The sequence below is a fragment of the Streptomyces sp. NPDC046821 genome, from assembly GCF_040645335.1.
In the GTDB taxonomy this organism is placed as follows: domain Bacteria; phylum Actinomycetota; class Actinomycetes; order Streptomycetales; family Streptomycetaceae; genus Streptomyces.
Genome location: NZ_JBEYYB010000012.1, coordinates 56,153 through 73,745, shown reverse-complemented (window position 1 = coordinate 73,745; position 17,593 = coordinate 56,153). Strand labels below are relative to the sequence as shown.

Here is a 17,593-nt window from a genome sequence, read left to right as displayed (position 1 = left end):
ATGTCCCATTTTCCCACCGACTCGGTGACCCGGCCGGGTCACCGCGGCACCCCGGCGGCCCGGCCTCGTCGGAGCGGCGGCCGGCCTCAGCGCGGCCCGTACTTGCGCCCCGTCTTCGCCGTGACCCCGCCGAGCAGCCCCCGCGGCGCGAGCTTCACGACCCCCATCAGCGTCTTGTACCGAGGGTCCGGGATCGACAGCGACTTGCCGCGCGACAGATCGGCGAGCGCCGCCGCCACCAGCTTGTCGGCGTCGAGCCACATCCACTTGGGGATGTTGTCCGTGCCCATCTCCGCCCGCTGGTGGAACTCCGTACGGACGAAGCCCGGGCACAGCGCCATCAGCCGCACCCCGCTCCCGGCCAGGTCCTTCGCCGCGCCCTGCGTGAACTGCACGACCCACGCCTTCGAAGCCCCGTAGGTCCCGCGCGGGACGAAGGCCGCGACCGACGCCACGTTCACCACGCCGCCCCTGCCGCGCTCCCGCATCGGCACCACCGCGGCGGAGGTGAGTCGCAGGACCGCCTCGCAGTGCACCTTGAGCATGGTCAGCTCGTCGGCGATCGGGACTTCCAGGTACTGGCCCTTGTTGCCGAAGCCCGCGTTGTTGATCAGCAGGTCCACCGGCCGCTTCCGGTCGGAGAGCCGTGCCTCGACCGCGCCGATGCCCTCGTCGGTGGCGAGGTCCGCCGTGAGCACCTCGGCCTCGATGCCGTGCGCGTCGTGGAGCTCGGTGGCCTGTTCCCGGAGCCGCTTGGTGTCACGCGCCACCAGAACCAGGTCGTGCCCGTCCGCGGCGAGCCGGCGTGCGAACGCGGCACCAATTCCCGCGGTGGATCCCGTAATCAGAGCGGTAGTCATGGGGCAAGGCTAATGACCGTCGTGGGCATGACCGCCCCGGGGCGCCCCCGCGCGTTCTCCCTGGTCCGGGCGGGATATCTCCAACTCACCTCTTCTCATTGCGGGTTCGGACATCGGCGGCTCGACCGCCCATAGTGCGCGGAACGGGGACTCGGACCGGGGCGGGGAATCGGATACGGACCGGGATTTGGGTTGAGACTCGGGCAGGGGTCTGGGCTGAGACTCGGTCAGGGGCGGCAGCTGGAAGCGGGACATGCTTCGAGCTTGCCGCCCGCCGCACCCCGCGACCATCGGGGATGACCCCCAACCGCCCCTGCCTCAACCCCCGTTACAGCGTCCGGGTTTTCCCCGAGCCCGGATCACCGACCCCGCCTCCGGTCCCACTCCCGGACCCACCTCCGCTCCCGCCCCCGGACCCGTCTCCTGCCCCGTCCCCCAGCTGGTCCACATACTTCCGCGCAACCCTGACCGCCTCAGGGTCAAGCGCATCCGCCGCCGCAAGCAGCCGCGGCAGCAACTCCCGTTCGGTCGTCACGGCCCGGAACTGGAAGGCGACCGTCACCTCATGCTCGGGCTGGTGCACGATCTCGACCGTGTCGCCGCCCCTGATCTCACCCGGCTCGACCACCCGCAGATACGCACCCGGCGCCCCCTGTGCCGTGAAGCGCTTGACCCACCCCTTCTCACCGATGTGGCCCTGGAACGTGCGGCAGGGAATCCGGCCGGAGGCGACTTCGAGGACCAGGTCGGAGCCCACGCGCCAGCGCTCCCCGATCTTCGCGCCCGACACGTCCACACCCTCGGTCGTCAGGTTCTCGCCGAACGAGCCGTTGCGCAGAGCGCGGCCCAGGGTGCGCTCCCACACGTCCAGGTCCTCGCGCGCGAACGCGTAGACGGCCTGATGCTCGCCGCCGTGATGCCGCGTGTCGCACACGGCGTCCCCTTCGAGACCACCCGCGCCGAAGCCCCCGGGCCCGGGCGCCGCCACCCGAACGGCGCCCTCCACCGGACGCTTGTCGATACCGGTCACGCCCTCGGCCTGGTCGGTGTGCTCACTGGCCTCGGGGCGACCCACATTCACAGACAGAAGCTTCATGGCGGCACGCTAGGCGACGTGCGGCCAAAGCGTCGACGCAATATTTCCCGTTGCATCCAAGGCGCGCTTATGCTTGAGGAATGATCGAGGCCCGTCATCTCCGTGTCCTGCGCGCCGTGGCCGCCACCGGCTCCTTCTCGGCGGCCGCACGCGAACTCGGCTGCACCCAGCCCGCGGTGAGCCAGCAGATGAAGGCCCTCGAAACGTCGACGGGCACCCCCCTGCTCATCCGCACCGGCCGCGAGATGCGCCTCACCCAGGCCGGTGAGGCCCTGGTGCGGCACGCGGCGGGAATCCTCGCGGGCCTGACCGCGGCGGAGGAGGAGGTCGCCGCCATCGCGGGCCTGCGCGCAGGCCGCGTACGTCTGGTGTCCTTCCCCAGTGGCAGTTCCACGCTCGTCCCCACCGCCCTCGCCGCCCTGCGCGCCGCGCACCCCGGCACCCGCGTCTCCCTCGTGGAAGCGGAGCCGCCGCGTTCGGTCGAGATGCTGCGCGAAGGCGACTGCGACGTGGCCCTGGCCTTCCGCTACGAAGGCGCCCAGGCCGCGGAGGAATGGGACGACCTCGTCGTACGCCCCCTGCTCACCGACCGTCTCGTCGGTCTCGTCCCGGAGGGGCACCACCTCGCCGGGGCGGACGCGGTCCCCATCGCCGAGCTGGCCGACGACCCGTGGATCGCCGGCTGCCCGCGCTGCCGCCGGCAGCTGGTCGACGTCTGCGAGGGCGCGGGCTTCACCCCCCGTATCGACTTCGCGACCGACGACTACCCGGCGGTGATCGGTCTGGTCGGTGCCGGGCTCGGCGTGGCGGTCCTGCCCGAGCTCGCCATCGAGTCCGTACGCCCCAAGGGTGCACGGACCGTGACGGTGGAGCCTGCCGTGCAGCGCGAGATCGTCGCCCTCACGCTGCCCGACCTGGCACAGGTGCCGGCGGTGGCGGCCACACTCGACCACCTGGCGCGGGCCGCGGCCCGCTGAACGGACCCCTATAGGCCCGCGGGCACGCCTACGCGCGCCCCCTTTCTCTGAGGGAACTTCTTCGAGGAAACGTTCCTTCAGTTACCGTCTCGCTCACTCGCCACCAATTCGGTTGCTCCGGCTCGCCTGCTCGTCAGTTGCCGGCTGACGACGGTCCGCCTCCTGACGACGCCGGTGCGGCGCCGACGAGTCTGTTGCGCGCCCTTCCCATGAGCTCCTCGCGCTCGTCCTCGGTCAGCCCGCCCCACACGCCGTACGGCTCGCGTACCTGGAGCGCGTGAGCAGCGCACTCCGCGCGCACCGGGCACCTCATGCAGACCTCTTTGGCCGAGTTCTCACGGGCGCTGCGCGCCGCTCCCCGCTCGCCTTCCGGGTGGAAGAAGAGCGAGCTGTCGACCCCGCGGCAGGCCGCGAGGAGCTGCCAGTCCCACAGATCAGCGTTCGGTCCGGGAAGGCGGGAGAAATCTGCCATTGCGTTGTCCCCTTGTAGCCGTTGTGACGCGGATACGGTGCCCACGACCGTACATCTACTGTCTAAGGAGATGAAAATATGACCCATTGCGAATCTAGCCTCAGACACCACTGGAAGTGAAGAAAAAGGACCGAATGGGGCATGGCTTGTGGGGAAACCTTGCGAGTCGCTCGCGTCGTCGGCTCTGTATCCGCCCCCTCACGTAGAGTGCCGAAGCAGACCGTCGGACCCGTAACTCTTTCGGGTGACCGTCGTTGAGAGTGCGGAGGCGGTTGAAGGAAAAAGCGCTCGGGCATCTGTCCGAGAGCGTCGACCGCACAGGTGACGATTTCGTACCAGCCTGGAGGCCCAAGGTGACGCGCATCAGCTGCGGAGGACGGTCATGACATCCGTCCTCGTCTGCGACGACTCCCCGCTTGCCCGAGAAGCGCTCCGCCGTGCGGTCGCTACCGTCCCCGGCGTCGAGCGTGTGACGACCGCCGCCAATGGTGAGGAAGTCCTCCGCCGCTGGGGCGCCGACCGCTCGGACCTGATTCTGATGGACGTACGTATGCCCGGTCTGGGCGGCGTCGAGACAGTCCGTCGGCTTCTGTCCGCCGACCCCGGTGCGCGCATCATCATGCTCACCGTCGCCGAGGACCTGGACGGTGTGGCGCTCGCCGTCGCCGCCGGTGCCCGCGGCTATCTGCACAAGGACGCCTCGCGCGCCGAACTGCGTGCCACCGTCACGCAGGCGCTCGCGGACCCGACCTGGCGGCTCGCCCCGCGCAGACTGCGGTCGGCCGAGATGGGCGCGGCGCCGACACTCACCGCGCGTGAGATCCAGGTCCTCGAGGGCATGAGTCACGGCCGTTCCAACGCGGAGATCGGGCGCGAGCTCTTCCTCTCCGAGGACACGGTCAAGACGCACGCACGCCGCCTCTTCAAGAAGCTCGGCGCCTCGGACCGCGCGCACGCCGTGGCGCTCGGCTTCCGCTGGGGCCTGGTCCGCTAAGGCGCACGATGCGCCGCCGCGGGGCACAGCGATCCCCGTCCGCCGCAGGGCGGACGGGGCTGCGCAAGCCCGCCGGTCCTCGTTTCGCGCGGGATGCCGCATCCTTGAGGTGTGGAGTTCCTCAGGGACGAGTCGGCCGAGCGGAAGGGGAGGGCGCGCGAGATGACTTCCGGCGCACCTGCTCATAACGCTTCAGTGCACAACGACGGACGCGGTGCCACAGATCGGACGGCATCAAGGCACCATGGACCGATGCGCGACGACGAGGCAGCCGGCCCGGGGGCCATCGGTGCACTGGTCCACAGCGCCGTCGAGGGGGACGAGCAGGCCACGCACGACCTGCTCGCGCACGTCCATCCCCTGGCGATCCGCTACTGCCGCAGCCGTCTGACCCGGCTGCCGGGTGACGCGCGGCACTTCGTGGAGGATCTCGCGCAGGAAGTCTGCGTCGCGGTCCTCCTCGCGCTTCCTCGCTACAAGGACACCGGACGCCCCTTCGAGGCGTTCGTCTTCGCGATCGCCGCGCACAAGGTCGCCGATCTGCAGCGCGCCGCGATGCGGCATCCCGGTTCCACCGCCGTGCCCTCCGACGAGATGCCGGAGCGGCCCGACGACTCGCTCGGGCCGGAGGAGCGGGCCCTGCTCAGCAGCGATGCGGCGTGGGCGAAGAAGCTCCTCGCCAACCTCCCGGAGAACCAGCGCGAGCTGCTGCTGCTCAGGATCGCCGTCGGCCTCACCGCCGAGGAGACCGGACAGATGCTCGGCATGTCGCCGGGTGCCGTCCGCGTCGCCCAGCACCGCGCGCTCAGCCGGCTGCGGGCGCTCGCCGAGCAGTGAGTCTCGCCACGCGCGCGTGACGTGCGCGCCGCGTACGTGCGGGTGCCGCGGACGTGTGAACGTACAAATCTTCTAGGTGATCTTGATCGTGGAATGAGACACCTCCGAATCCCGTTAGCATGGACATCCGCACCGATCAAGGCCATTTGGGGAAGGTGTCATGACTGCAAACGTCGACGGAGTGCCCGAGAAATTCGCGACACTCGGGCTGACCTACGACGACGTGCTGCTGCTGCCGGGCGCATCGGAGGTGCTCCCCAACGCGGTCGACACCTCGTCCCGGATCTCCCGCAACGTGCGCGTGAACATTCCGCTGCTCTCCGCGGCGATGGACAAGGTCACCGAGTCCCGCATGGCGATCGCCATGGCCCGGCAGGGTGGCGTCGGTGTCCTGCACCGCAACCTGTCGATCGAGGACCAGGTCAACCAGGTCGACCTCGTGAAGCGCTCCGAGTCCGGCATGGTGACCGACCCGATCACCGTGCACCCGGATGCCACGCTCGCCGAGGCCGACGCGCTGTGCGCCAAGTTCCGCATCAGCGGCGTCCCGGTGACCGACCCCGCGGGCAAGCTCCTCGGCATCGTCACCAACCGCGACATGGCGTTCGAGAGTGACCGCAGCCGTCAGGTACGCGAGGTCATGACGCCGATGCCGCTCGTGACCGGCAAGGTCGGCATCTCCGGCGTCGACGCCATGGAGCTGCTGCGCCGCCACAAGATCGAGAAGCTTCCGCTGGTCGACGGCTCGGGCGTCCTCAAGGGCCTCATCACCGTCAAGGACTTCGTCAAGGCCGAGAAGTACCCGCTCGCCGCGAAGGACGCCGAGGGCCGTCTCCTCGTCGGTGCCGCGGTCGGCGCGAGCCCCGAGGCCTTGGAGCGCGCGCAGGGTCTGGCCGCGGCGGGCGTCGACTTCCTCATCGTCGACACCTCGCACGGGCACAACAGCAACGCCCTGAGCTGGATGTCGAAGATCAAGTCCAGCGTCGGCATCGACGTCATCGGCGGCAACGTCGCGACGCGTGACGGCGCGCAGGCCCTGATCGACGCCGGTGTCGACGGCGTCAAGGTCGGCGTCGGCCCCGGCTCCATCTGCACCACGCGCGTGGTCGCCGGTATCGGCGTCCCCCAGGTCACCGCGATCTACGAGGCGGCGCTCGCCGCCCGTGCGGCCGGCGTCCCGGTCATCGGTGACGGCGGTCTGCAGTACTCCGGCGACATCGGCAAGGCGCTCGCCGCCGGTGCCGACACGGTGATGCTGGGCAGCCTCCTCGCCGGCTGTGAGGAGTCCCCGGGCGAGCTGCAGTTCATCAACGGCAAGCAGTTCAAGTCGTACCGCGGCATGGGCTCGCTCGGCGCGATGCAGTCGCGTGGCCAGGGCCGGTCGTACTCCAAGGACCGTTACTTCCAGGCCGAGGTCGCGTCCGACGACAAGCTCGTGCCCGAGGGCATCGAGGGCCAGGTGCCCTACCGCGGCCCCCTGGCCAACGTGCTGCACCAGCTCGTCGGTGGTCTCCGCCAGACGATGGGCTATGTGGGTGCCGCCTCCATCGACGAGATGGAGACCAAGGGCCGCTTCGTCCGGATCACCGCCGCGGGCCTCAAGGAGAGCCACCCGCACGACATCCAGATGACCGTCGAAGCACCGAACTACAGCCGCAGCAAGTAGTCGCCGGCCACACAAGAGGCGGCTCCGGGGTTCCCGGGGCCGCCTGTGGCATGTATGTCGGGGATACTGGAAGGCGCTGAAACGCAGAGGGAAAGGCCACACACGTGACTGAGATCGAGATCGGGCGCGGCAAGCGCGGCCGCCGGGCGTACGCCTTCGACGACATCGCCGTCGTACCGAGCCGGCGTACGCGCGACCCGAAGGAGGTCTCGATCGCCTGGCAGATCGACGCCTACCGCTTTGAACTGCCGTTCCTGGCCGCCCCCATGGACTCGGTCGTCTCGCCGGCCACCGCCATCCGGATCGGCGAGATGGGCGGCCTCGGCGTCCTGAACCTCGAGGGCCTGTGGACCCGCTACGAGGACCCGCAGCCGCTGCTCGACGAGATCGCGGAGCTGGACTCGGAGACCGCCACGCGCCGCCTCCAGGAGATCTACGCGGCTCCCATCAAGGAGGAGCTGATCGGGCAGCGCATCAAGGAGGTGCGCGACTCCGGTGTCGTCACCGCCGCCGCGCTCTCCCCGCAGCGCACCGCCGAGTTCTCCAAGGCCGTCGTGGACGCCGGCGTCGACATCTTCGTGATCCGCGGCACCACGGTGTCCGCCGAGCACGTCTCCGGTGCCGCCGAGCCGCTGAACCTGAAGCAGTTCATCTACGAGCTGGACGTGCCGGTCATCGTGGGCGGCTGCGCCACGTACACCGCCGCGCTGCACCTGATGCGTACCGGTGCGGCCGGTGTGCTCGTCGGCTTCGGCGGCGGCGCCGCGCACACCACGCGCAACGTGCTGGGCATCCAGGTGCCGATGGCGACCGCCGTGGCCGATGTCGCGGCCGCCCGCCGTGACTACATGGACGAGTCCGGCGGCCGGTACGTGCACGTGATCGCCGACGGTGGCGTGGGCTGGTCGGGTGACCTGCCGAAGGCCATCGCCTGCGGCGCCGACGCCGTGATGATGGGCTCCCCGCTGGCGCGCGCCACGGACGCGCCCGGCCGTGGTCACCACTGGGGCATGGAGGCCGTCCACGAGGACGTGCCGCGCGGCAAGAAGGTCGACCTCGGCACCGTCGGTACGACGGAGGAGGTCCTGACCGGTCCGTCGCACACTCCGGACGGTTCGATGAACTTCTTCGGCGCCCTCAAGCGCGCGATGGCGACGACCGGCTACAGCGAGCTCAAGGAGTTCCAGCGGGTCGAGGTCACGGTGGCGGACTCGCAGCACCGCCGCTGACATAGTTCTACGTAGAGGGGGCCCGCACCGTTTTCGGTGCGGGCCCCCTCTACGTAGACGGTGGTCACAGGCGATGCGCCGCGCCTGTCGGGGTGGCGCCTCGGGTGTCGAGGAGGAGCTGGGCCTTCACGGACAGGCCCTGGAGGTCGTACGTGCGGTGCTGCTGGAGCAGGATCGTCAGGTCGGCGTCGGCCGCGGCCTCGTAGAGGGAGTCCGCGCGGGGGACGGGGTGGCCGAGGACGTTCCACGACCCGATGTGCGGGTCGTGGTAGCTGACGGCCGCGCCGAGCTGCATCAGGCGGGTGGCGATCTCCTCGGCGGGGGTGCCCTGGAGGTCGGCGACGTCGGGCTTGTACGTGATGCCGAGGAGCAGGACGCGGGCTCCGCGGGCCGACTTGCCGTGCTCGTTGAGGAGGGTCGCGGCGCGCTGGATGACGTACTGCGGCATGTGGTGGTTGACCTGCCGGGCCAGTTCGACCATGCGCAGGGGGCGGACGGCGAGGGGCGGGGCGGAGAGGTCCTGGGGGACGGCGTGGCCGCCGACGCCGGGGCCGGGGCGGAACGCCTGGAAGCCGAAGGGCTTGGTCTCCGCGCAGCGGATGACGTCCCACAGGTCGACGCCCAGGTCGTGGCAGAGGACGGCCATCTCGTTGACGAGGGCCATGTTGACGTGCCGGTAGTTGGTCTCCAGGAGCTGGACGGTTTCTGCCTCGCGCGGGCCACGCGCGCGTACGACCTTGTCGCAGAGGCGGCCGTAGAAGGTGGCGGCCGATTCGGTGCAGGCGGGGGTGAGGCCGCCGATCACCTTGGGGGTCGTGGCGTACGCGTGCGTGCGGCTGCCCGGGTCGAGCCGGGCGGGGGAGTAGGCGAGGTGGAAGTCGCGTCCGGCGCGCAGTCCGGAGCCGTCCTCCAGGAGGGGGCGCAGGACTCCTTCGGTGGTGCCGGGGGCCACCGGGGTCTCGATGATCACCGTGGTGTGGGGGCGCAGCCGGGCGGCGAGGGCGCGGGTGGCGTCGGTCAGCGGGGTGAGGTCGAGGGAGCGGTCCGCGCCGAGTGGTGCGGGGGCGCAGATGACAGCGGTGCGGACGCGGCCGAGCTCGACGGGGTCGCCGGTCGGCCGGAATCCCCCCGAGAGCATCCGGCGGATGTCGGCGGCGGTCAGGTTTCCCACGGCGCCGTCGCCGGGGAGCCGGCCCGCCGCGAGGTCGGTGGCGCGTGCGGGGTCGTAGCCGACGGTCGCGATGCCGGTGGCGACGGCGGCCTGGGCGAGGGGCAGGCCGAGGTGGCCGAGTCCGACGACGGCGAGATCTGCGGGCATGGCGGTGGGCCGTCCTTCCCAATAGCCGGAGCGGGAGGAGAGCGCAAGCCCTGTGGACAATGCGGACCAGCGCAATGTCAGGTTAGGAGTAAATATGACCGTTCTGCGGTATTGCGTGATCGGCAATCCGGGAGTGTTGTCCACAGGCCGGGGAGGTGTGGTGGCTGAAGTCGGGCACGGCGGTCAGGATGGGGGCATGGATGAGGAGAGTCGGGGCACACCGGACCGCTGACGCGGGTGGGCCGACCGGACCGACCAGGCCGACGCCGACTGGACCGACATTGGGAGGTAGCAGTGAGGACAGCGACACTGGGACCGGTGGAGCGTGCCGAGGCGCTCGCGGGGATGGCCGAGCGCGAGCTGGACATTCTGGTCGTGGGCGCGGGAGTGGTGGGGGCGGGGACCGCGCTCGACGCCGCGACCAGAGGTCTGTCCATCGGCCTGGTCGAGGCGCGCGACTGGGCCTCCGGCACGTCCAGCCGGTCCAGCAAGCTGATCCACGGCGGCCTCCGCTACCTCGAAATGCTCGACTTCGCGCTCGTGCGCGAGGCGTTGAAGGAGCGCGGGCTGCTCCTGTCGCGGCTCGCCCCGCACCTCGTGCGGCCGGTCCCGTTCCTGTACCCCCTCCAGCACAAGGGCTGGGAGCGGCTGTACGCGGGCTCGGGTGTCGCCCTGTACGACGCGATGTCCATGGCGCGCGGGCACGGGCGTGGCCTGCCCCTGCACCGCCACCTGAGCCGGCGTCACGCGCTGCGCGTCGCCCCCGCGCTGCGCAAGGACGCCCTCGTGGGCGCGCTGCAGTACTACGACGCGCAGATGGACGACGCGCGCTTTGTGGCGACGCTGGTGCGCACGGCTGCGATGTACGGGGCGAAGGTCGCCAACCGGGCGCGTGTGACGGGATTTCTGCGGGAGGGTGAGCGCGTCGTCGGCGCCCGTGTCGTGGACGTGGAGAGCGGCGGGGAGTACGAGATCCGGGCCCGCCAGGTCGTGAACGCGACGGGCGTGTGGACCGACGACACGCAGGCGATGGTCGGCGAGCGGGGGCAGTTCCACGTACGGGCGTCCAAGGGCATCCACCTCGTCGTGCCGAAGGACCGGATCCACTCGTCGACCGGGCTCATCCTGCGGACCGAGAAGAGCGTCCTGTTCGTGATCCCGTGGGGCCGGCACTGGATCGTGGGCACCACGGACACGGACTGGGACCTCGACAAGGCGCACCCCGCGGCCTCCAGCGCCGACATCGACTACCTGCTGGAACATGTGAACGCGGTGCTTGCCGTGCCGCTCACGCGTGACGACGTGGAGGGGGTCTACGCGGGCCTGCGGCCCCTGCTCGCCGGGGAGTCGGACGCCACGAGCAAGCTGTCGCGCGAGCACACGGTCGCGCACCCCGTGCCCGGGCTCGTGGTCGTCGCGGGCGGCAAGTACACGACGTACCGGGTGATGGCCAAGGACGCCGTGGACGAGGCGGTGCACGGGCTCGACCAGCGGGTCGCCGAGTGCGTGACCGAGGATGTGCCGCTGGTCGGGGCCGAGGGGTATCACGCGCTGTGGAACGCGCGGGCGCGGATCGCTGCGCGGACCGGGATCCATGTGGTGCGGGTGGAGCATCTGCTCAACCGGTACGGGTCGTTGGCGGAGGAAGTGCTTGATCTGGTGACGGCCGATTCGGGGCTCGGGGCGCCGCTTACCGGCGCGGACGACTATCTGCGGGCCGAGGTCGTGTACGCCGCTTCGCACGAGGGGGCGCGGCATCTCGACGACGTGCTGACGCGGCGGACCCGGATCTCGATCGAGACGTTCGACCGGGGGACGCGGTGTGCGCGGGAGGCGGCGGAGCTGATGGCGCCGGTGCTGGGGTGGGACCAGGATCAGATTGATCGGGAGGTCGAGCATTACGAGAAGAGGGTGGAGGCTGAGCGGGAGTCTCAGCTTCAGCCGGATGACCTCTCGGCCGATGCGGCTCGGTTGGGGGCGCCGGAAATCTTGCCCCGGTAAGTATGTGCAGGTGAGTGTGGGTGGGCCGGGGTTGCGTTCGGGGGCTGTGCCCCCGGGCCCCCCTCTCGCCTTAAGGGCTCGTCCTCAAGCGCCGGACGGGCTGAATTGTGGGCTCGGGCCAGATGTCGGGTGGGAGGCGGGGTGTCCTCAAGCGCCGGACGGGCTGGGAGGGGTGCTTGGCCCGGATGTCGGGTGGGAGGTGGGTGTCCTCAAGCGCCGGACCGGCTGGAATGCGCGCCCGGTCGGACGGGGTGGTCGCAGAACTCCGTTGTCAGGATGCGGCGTTCCAGTGTTGCCATGTGAGCGATCTTGTCCGTGTTCGTGTGGAACGTCAGGACGTGGGTGCCCGGCAGGGTTGCCGCTGTGCGGACGTAGCTGCCTGCTATGCGGCCGTCGTGGCCCCAGACCGTGGTGCCGCAGGGGAGTTTCGTGGGGTAGAGGCCCATGCCGTAGCGGCCCTGTGTCGCCTGGGTGTTGAGCATTGTGCGGAGTTGGGTTCGGGGGAGGAGGCGGCCTGCCAGGAGGGCCGTGTAGAAGCGGTTCAGGTCGGCCAGGGTGGAGACCAGTTCGCCCGCCGCGCCGGCCACGTGCGGGTCCAGGGTCGTCACGTCCCGGCCCGAGGCGTCGTACGCGCGGCCGTGCGGGGCCGGCAGCTTCGCGTCCGAGCCGGGGAAAGACGTGCCGGTCAGGGCGAGCGGTTCGATGATGCGGCGGCGCGCCTCGGTCGCGTAGGAGTGGCCCGTCACCTGACGGATGATCATGCCGAGTACGACGTAGTTGGTGTTGGAGTACTGCCAGTGGCCGGGGCGCTTCGACGGGCTCGTCTGGGCCACGCGTACCGCGGTCCTCGCGGTCAGCGGGATCGTGCCGTGGGTGCGGGCCGTGAAGTCCGGCAGGCCGCTCGTGTGGGTGAGGAGTGAGCGGAGGGAGACGGAGGGGCGGCGGAGCAGTCCGGGGAGGTGCTGGTTCACCGTGTCGGAGAGGTGGAGGCGGTGCTCGGCGGCGAGTTGGAGGACGACGGTCGCGATGAACGTCTTCGTGATGCTGCCCGCCCGGAAACGGTCGGCGCGGCGCACAGTGGGGCCCGTGCGCCGGAAGCGTGTCCGGGTGCCGTCGCGGGCCAGCAGTGCGGCGGCGGGGGCCTTGCCCTCGGTCACGAGCAACGGAAGAGTGGCGTTCGTGGAGAGGGCGGGCGAGGCCGTGAGCGACGCGGAAGTGCCCGGAAACATGCAGAACAATGCCGCTGCCAGGGGTATCGCCAACAGTGTCCGAAGTGCGGGCATCGTGTGTCCTCCATGTGTGCGGTCAATCATGCGGGACGGCCGACCCTGGGCGTGGAGCCGTCCTCGCGTGAGGGACAATGAAGGCTCTGTCGGGGCGGGTTGCAGAGGGGACGCATGTCGGACGCGGAGCAGACGGGCACGGCTCGTCAGGACAAGAGTGGCCGTCTTCTCGCCGGTCGTTACCGGCTGGGAGAGGTCCTCGGCCGCGGCGGCATGGGCACCGTGTGGCGGGCGAAGGACGAGACCCTCGGCCGGACGGTCGCCGTCAAGGAACTGCGGTTCCCGTCGAGCATCGACGACGAGGAGAAGCGGCGCCTGATCACGCGTACGTTGCGTGAGGCGAAGGCGATCGCGCGGATCCGGAACAACAGCGCCGTCACCGTCTACGACGTCGTCGACGAGGACGACCGGCCGTGGATCGTGATGGAGCTCGTCGAGGGCAAGTCCCTCGCGGAGCAGATCCGGGAGGACGGTCTCCTCGAACCGCGGCGCGCCGCCGAGGTCGGGCTCGCGATCCTCGACGTGCTGCGGGCCGCGCACCGTGAGGGCATCCTGCACCGCGACGTGAAGCCGTCGAACGTGCTGATCGCCGAGGACGGGCGCGTCGTCCTCACGGACTTCGGCATCGCCCAGGTCGAGGGCGACCCCTCGATCACGTCCACCGGAATGCTCGTGGGCGCGCCCTCGTACATCTCGCCGGAGCGCGCGCGTGGGCACAAGCCCGGCCCCGCCGCCGACCTCTGGTCCCTCGGCGGACTGCTGTACGCGTCCGTGGAGGGCGTGCCTCCGTACGACAAGGGGTCCGCCATCGCGACCCTGACGGCCGTCATGACCGAGCCCGTCGACCCGCCCAAGAACGCGGGTCCGCTGGAGGCGGTCATCTACGGGCTGCTCGCCAAGGACCCGGAGCAGCGGCTCGACGACGCGGGCGCGCGGGCGCTCCTCAACGACGTGCTGCACGCGCCCGAGCCGAAGAAGCCCGAGCCCGAGCCGGCCGAGGCGACCAAGGTCGTGCCGCTGCCGCCCGTTCCTCCGTCGGCGCCCAAGGGGCGTTTCGCCAAGGCGGGTTCGGCGGCTGTATCGGAATCGGACGGTGCTGACGCCCCGTCCGAAGGTACGGGCAAGAAGGGCGAGGAGGCCGCCGAGCGGCTGAAGGGCGCGCTGCGTTCCGTACGGAAGGCGGCTGCCGCGGCGACGGCGGCCAGCGCGAGTGGTGGGACCGGTGACGGTGCCGCGTCCGGCGACCAGGCCGACGGGAAGACCGTGGTCACCGGGGCCGGAGCGGCCGGCGTTCCGGCGCAGCCCGCAGGGCCTGCGCGTACGCCCGGGTCGCGGGCCTCGCTCACCGACGTGGTGCCGCGCCGCACCCAGGCGATCCTGGCAGTGATCGTCGCGCTCATCGTGATCGGCACCGTCCTCGGCGTCGCGCTCAGTGGCAAGGGCGACGGCGGCTCCTCCAAGGGCGGCGACAAGTCCACCTCCGCGGGAACAACCGGCGGAAGCGGCAGCAAGGACAAGGGCAAGGACACCGGCAAGGGGGCCGGCGGCGGCGCGTCCGAGGACGGCGGCAAGGGCGCCGACAAGGGCCAGAGCCCCAGCGCCAGTGCCAGCGCCGACAACAGCGACGACCCCGGCCAGGGCGCCTCCCCCGGCGGACCCGGTGGCAACGACGGCATACCCGGCGGCAACGGCGCCGACTCGACGTACAAGCACGACCAGGGTTTCTCCATAGGCCTCCCGAAGGGCTGGAAGTACAGCTCGACCGACAGCGCGGGGGCCCGCTTCACCGGCCCGGACGGGCAGAAGCTGCTCGTCGGCTGGACGACGACGCCCAAGTCGGACCCGGTCCAGGACTGGCGTAACCAGGAGGCGTGGTACATGCGCCGCGCCCAGTACAACCGGATACGCATAGCGGCCGTCGACTACCGAGGCTGGAACACCGCCGACTGGGAGTTCACCTACGTCGAGGGCGGCACCAAGTACCGCTCGGTGGACCGCGGATTCGTGGTGAACGACAGCCTCGGCTACGGCCTGATGTACACGGCGAAGGCGTCCGACTGGGGCAGTGCGCAGCGCAAGGACGCGTGGCAGACGTTCACCAAGACGTTCAAGCCCAAGTCCTGAGCCGGAGGTCGGTCCGGCACGTATCGTGAGTGCTTGCGGACCGTGCGCAGCCGCATGGCGACAGCGCACCGCGCACAACACGGCACAGAACGAACGGAATTGACCACCGGGCGGACGAACAGGGGGAGGCGTCGTGGACGACTACGCGGGGCGAGTGCTCGCCGACCGCTACCGCCTGCCGCTGCTGCCCGCCGGCGCGGACGATTTCGCTCAGACGCGCGCGTTCGACACGTACTCCGGCCAGGAAGTCCTGGTCCGGCAGGTGCCGTTACCCGAGGTCGTCGAGGCTGAGGTGCTCGACGCCGAGGGGCTGCCGGACGGGTTCGTGCCGCGTGAGTCGCGCGGCCGGTACGGGCGGGGAGACGCGGCGCGCAGGCCCGCCGACCCCGCGGTGCGCCGCGCCGTCGAGGCGGCCCAGGCCGCCGCGCAGATACCTGACCATCCCCGGCTCGACCAGGTCTTCGACGTGTTCGCCGAGGGCGGTTCGCTGTGGATCGTCAGCGAGGTCGTCCCCGCCCGGCCGCTCGCCGCACTGCTCGCCGAGCAGCCGCTGTCCCCGTACCGCGCGGCGGAGGTCGCCTCCGACGTCCTCACCGCCCTGCGCGCGCTGCACGCCCACGGCTGGGTCCACCGCAACATCACCGCCGACACGGTCCTCGTCTGCGACGACGGCCGGATCGTACTGACCGGACTCGCCGCCGGCGCGGCGGAGGAGGCGCTGTGCGGGTACGACCCGATTCCGGCGCCGTCGTCGTCTCCGGGCGCCACGTCGTCTCCGGGCGCCACGTCGTCTCCGGGCGCCACGTCGTCTACGGGCGCGGCGGAGGCCGGGGCCCGGACGCCGGCGCTCCCGCATCAGCAGTCACAGCCCTCGCAGCCTTCGCAGCCGCGCCCCTCACAGCCCTCCGCCTTCGCGCCCGCGCAGCCCCGGCCCGCCGCTCTCGACGCGGCCGGTGACCCGCGGGCCGCGCGCGCGGGGGCGATCGCCGCGTACCGGGCGGGCGCGCGGGCGGCGGCGCGGGGCGCGGTGGGCACGGACGGGAACCCGGCGGGACCGCCGGCTCAGCGCGGGCAGACGTCTGGTCCGGCTACCGGCACCGGCACCGGCACCGGCACCGGCGCGCCCGGCCGGATCGACGACCCCTACGGCGTACGCGGATCAGCCGAGGCGCCCTGGCACGGAGCGGTCCCACGCCCCGGCGCACTCCCCGCGCCCCGCGCACAGGAACCCAACCCCGCACCGACGAGCGGCAGTTGGGATGAAACGGCCCCCGCGCAGCAAGCGGCCCCGACCTTCGGCCCCGCCACCGCCCTCGCCGCCGACCGGGCCCGCCAGGCCCGCATGACCCTCGTCGGACCCGTCACCGAGCGCTGGGCGCCCGAGCAGGCGGGATCCGTCCACGAGAACTGGCAGCTGGCCGCCCCGATCGGCCCCGCCACCGACTTGTGGGCCCTCGGCGCGCTCCTCTTCCGCGCGGTCCAGGGGCACGCCCCCTACCCGGAGGAGAGCACGGCCGAGCTGGTGCAGATGGTGTGCGCCGAGCCGCCCGCGTTCGCCGAGGAGTGCGGGCCGCTGCGCCCGGTCGTCGAGTCGTTGCTGCGTCAGGACCCCACCGAACGCCTCGACTTCGAGGAGCTGAGGGGCTGGCTCAGGTCCCTGGTGCGGTCCGCGCCGGAACCCGAGGCCGGCACATACGTGGTGGCCTCGCCGCCCTTCGACGCCACCCGGCTGCCCGTCGTACGCCGCCGGGGCGAGCTCGTGCGCCGTCGCCGTAACCGCTCCACGGCCCCCGCCATGAGCGCGCCCGCGCGCCACAAAAGGGCCAGGGCGCAGCGCCGGCCGGAGCCCCGCAACAGACAGCCGCACTCGCTCGGCCGCACCCTGCTCGTCCTCGTACTGCTCGGCCTGGCCGCCGCGGTCGCGTACGCGGTGATGTTCATGCCGAAGGCCGAGCCGAGCGCGGGCACACCGGGCGACAGCGGGAAGACCCATGCGTCAGGGGGCGGCCGACCGGCGCCCGAGGGAGGCCGGTCCACGCCCGCGTCGGACGGCGCGAGCGCGTCCACTCCGCCCGCCACCGACCCGCAGACCGACTCCGCCCAGCCCGGCGTCGCGCAGGGCTTCACGCTGCGCAAGGACCCCGAAGGGTTCAGCGTCGCCGTGGCCAAGGGCTGGACCCGGCAGGGCAAGAACGGCCAGGGCCAGGTCCTTTACACACACGGCGACTTCGAGCTCCTCGTCGTCCCGGGCCGCGACACCACAGCCGCGTACGGGAGTGACCCGCTGGCCTACCAGCGGGAGAAGGAACGGGAGTTGCAGCCGTACCGGGACTCGACATGGGCGACGGGCGGCGGGTTCCGCCAGATCGAAGTGGGCGGACGGGTCATGGCCGAGGGGCAGTTCACCTGGACGGACGCGGCCGGCCGCGACCTGTTTGTACGCAACCTCGCGATGGTCGCGGGCGGGCGCTATCACGTGGTGCAGGTCCGTGGCCCCGAGGCCGAGCGTGACGAGGTGTCGCGGCTGTACGAGCAGGCGCAGGCGACGTACCGGGTGACGTCTTAGCACCAGGGCGCTCGAGCCGGACGCGCGGCTCTTAGCACCAGGGCGGGCGAGCCGGACTCACAGCCTCCGTAAGGCTGCTGACGGTCAGTCGGCCCGCTAACGGCACCCGTTCGAACCGGAGGTAACCGTTACAGTGCGGTCTCCGTGACCCCCCGCCGGTTCCCTGCGCC

Annotated in this window: 13 protein-coding genes; 8 read left to right on the top strand and 5 right to left on the bottom strand. The window is 71.3% G+C overall.

Annotated features, from left to right (window positions below; all coding sequences use genetic code 11):
- Positions 1–86: 86 nt before the first annotated feature.
- Together ABZ893_RS24645 and ABZ893_RS24640 are read right to left on the bottom strand one after the other, a co-directional pair.
- The gene (locus ABZ893_RS24645) at positions 87–860 is read right to left on the bottom strand and encodes an SDR family oxidoreductase (protein ID WP_361407378.1); all 774 of its coding nucleotides are present in this window, start codon (positions 858–860) and stop codon (positions 87–89) included.
- A gap of 328 nt (positions 861–1,188) precedes the next feature.
- A complete protein-coding gene (locus ABZ893_RS24640) occupies positions 1,189–1,956 on the bottom strand; it encodes an MOSC domain-containing protein (RefSeq protein ID WP_361407376.1) in 768 nt (255 codons plus the stop codon).
- 80 nt (positions 1,957–2,036) lie between these two features.
- Between ABZ893_RS24640 and ABZ893_RS24635 the strand changes: the two genes are divergently transcribed.
- A complete protein-coding gene (locus tag ABZ893_RS24635; protein ID WP_361407374.1) occupies positions 2,037–2,933 on the top strand; it encodes a LysR family transcriptional regulator in 897 nt (298 codons plus the stop codon).
- Positions 2,934–3,066: 133 nt separating this feature from the next.
- On the opposite strand, the gene ABZ893_RS24630 is transcribed toward ABZ893_RS24635, so the two are convergent.
- Positions 3,067–3,405, bottom strand: coding sequence for a WhiB family transcriptional regulator (locus tag ABZ893_RS24630; RefSeq protein WP_361407372.1), 339 nt, complete (start codon positions 3,403–3,405; stop codon positions 3,067–3,069).
- 382 nt (positions 3,406–3,787) lie between these two features.
- On the opposite strand from ABZ893_RS24630, the gene ABZ893_RS24625 reads away from it, so the two are divergent.
- The 4 genes from ABZ893_RS24625 to ABZ893_RS24610 all read left to right on the top strand — a co-directional run bounded on the left by ABZ893_RS24625 (position 3,788) and on the right by ABZ893_RS24610 (position 8,131).
- The gene (locus ABZ893_RS24625) at positions 3,788–4,399 is read left to right on the top strand and encodes a response regulator transcription factor (protein WP_003948568.1); all 612 of its coding nucleotides are present in this window, start codon (positions 3,788–3,790) and stop codon (positions 4,397–4,399) included.
- Between the two features lie 252 nt (positions 4,400–4,651).
- Positions 4,652–5,236, top strand: coding sequence for a sigma-70 family RNA polymerase sigma factor (locus ABZ893_RS24620; protein WP_361407370.1), 585 nt, complete (start codon positions 4,652–4,654; stop codon positions 5,234–5,236).
- Between the two features lie 160 nt (positions 5,237–5,396).
- Positions 5,397–6,902, top strand: coding sequence for an IMP dehydrogenase (gene guaB / locus ABZ893_RS24615; protein WP_361407368.1), 1,506 nt, complete (start codon positions 5,397–5,399; stop codon positions 6,900–6,902).
- A 104-nt stretch (positions 6,903–7,006) separates the two neighbouring features.
- Positions 7,007–8,131: a GuaB3 family IMP dehydrogenase-related protein gene (locus tag ABZ893_RS24610; protein ID WP_361407366.1), complete on the top strand. Its 1,125-nt coding sequence runs from the start codon at positions 7,007–7,009 to the stop codon at positions 8,129–8,131.
- Between the two features lie 64 nt (positions 8,132–8,195).
- Here the strand turns inward: ABZ893_RS24610 and ABZ893_RS24605 are convergent, their stop codons facing one another.
- Positions 8,196–9,449, bottom strand: a complete 1,254-nt coding sequence (locus ABZ893_RS24605; protein ID WP_361407364.1) for a nucleotide sugar dehydrogenase — start codon at positions 9,447–9,449, stop codon at positions 8,196–8,198.
- Positions 9,450–9,743: 294 nt separating this feature from the next.
- On the opposite strand from ABZ893_RS24605, the gene ABZ893_RS24600 reads away from it, so the two are divergent.
- Positions 9,744–11,450 (top strand): glycerol-3-phosphate dehydrogenase/oxidase, encoded by a 1,707-nt coding sequence (locus tag ABZ893_RS24600; RefSeq protein ID WP_361407362.1) that lies wholly within the window; start codon positions 9,744–9,746, stop codon positions 11,448–11,450.
- A 209-nt stretch (positions 11,451–11,659) separates the two neighbouring features.
- Here ABZ893_RS24600 and ABZ893_RS24595 read toward each other — a convergent pair whose 3' ends face one another.
- The gene (locus ABZ893_RS24595) at positions 11,660–12,733 is read right to left on the bottom strand and encodes a serine hydrolase domain-containing protein (RefSeq protein ID WP_361407360.1); all 1,074 of its coding nucleotides are present in this window, start codon (positions 12,731–12,733) and stop codon (positions 11,660–11,662) included.
- A 114-nt stretch (positions 12,734–12,847) separates the two neighbouring features.
- On the opposite strand from ABZ893_RS24595, the gene ABZ893_RS24590 reads away from it, so the two are divergent.
- Together ABZ893_RS24590 and ABZ893_RS24585 are read left to right on the top strand one after the other, a co-directional pair.
- Complete coding sequence (locus tag ABZ893_RS24590) at positions 12,848–14,857, top strand: protein kinase (RefSeq protein WP_361407358.1); 2,010 nt, start codon at positions 12,848–12,850, stop codon at positions 14,855–14,857.
- 133 nt (positions 14,858–14,990) lie between these two features.
- Entirely contained in the window at positions 14,991–17,423 is a 2,433-nt protein-coding gene (locus ABZ893_RS24585) for a protein kinase (protein ID WP_361407356.1), read from the top strand.
- Positions 17,424–17,593 lie beyond the last annotated feature (170 nt).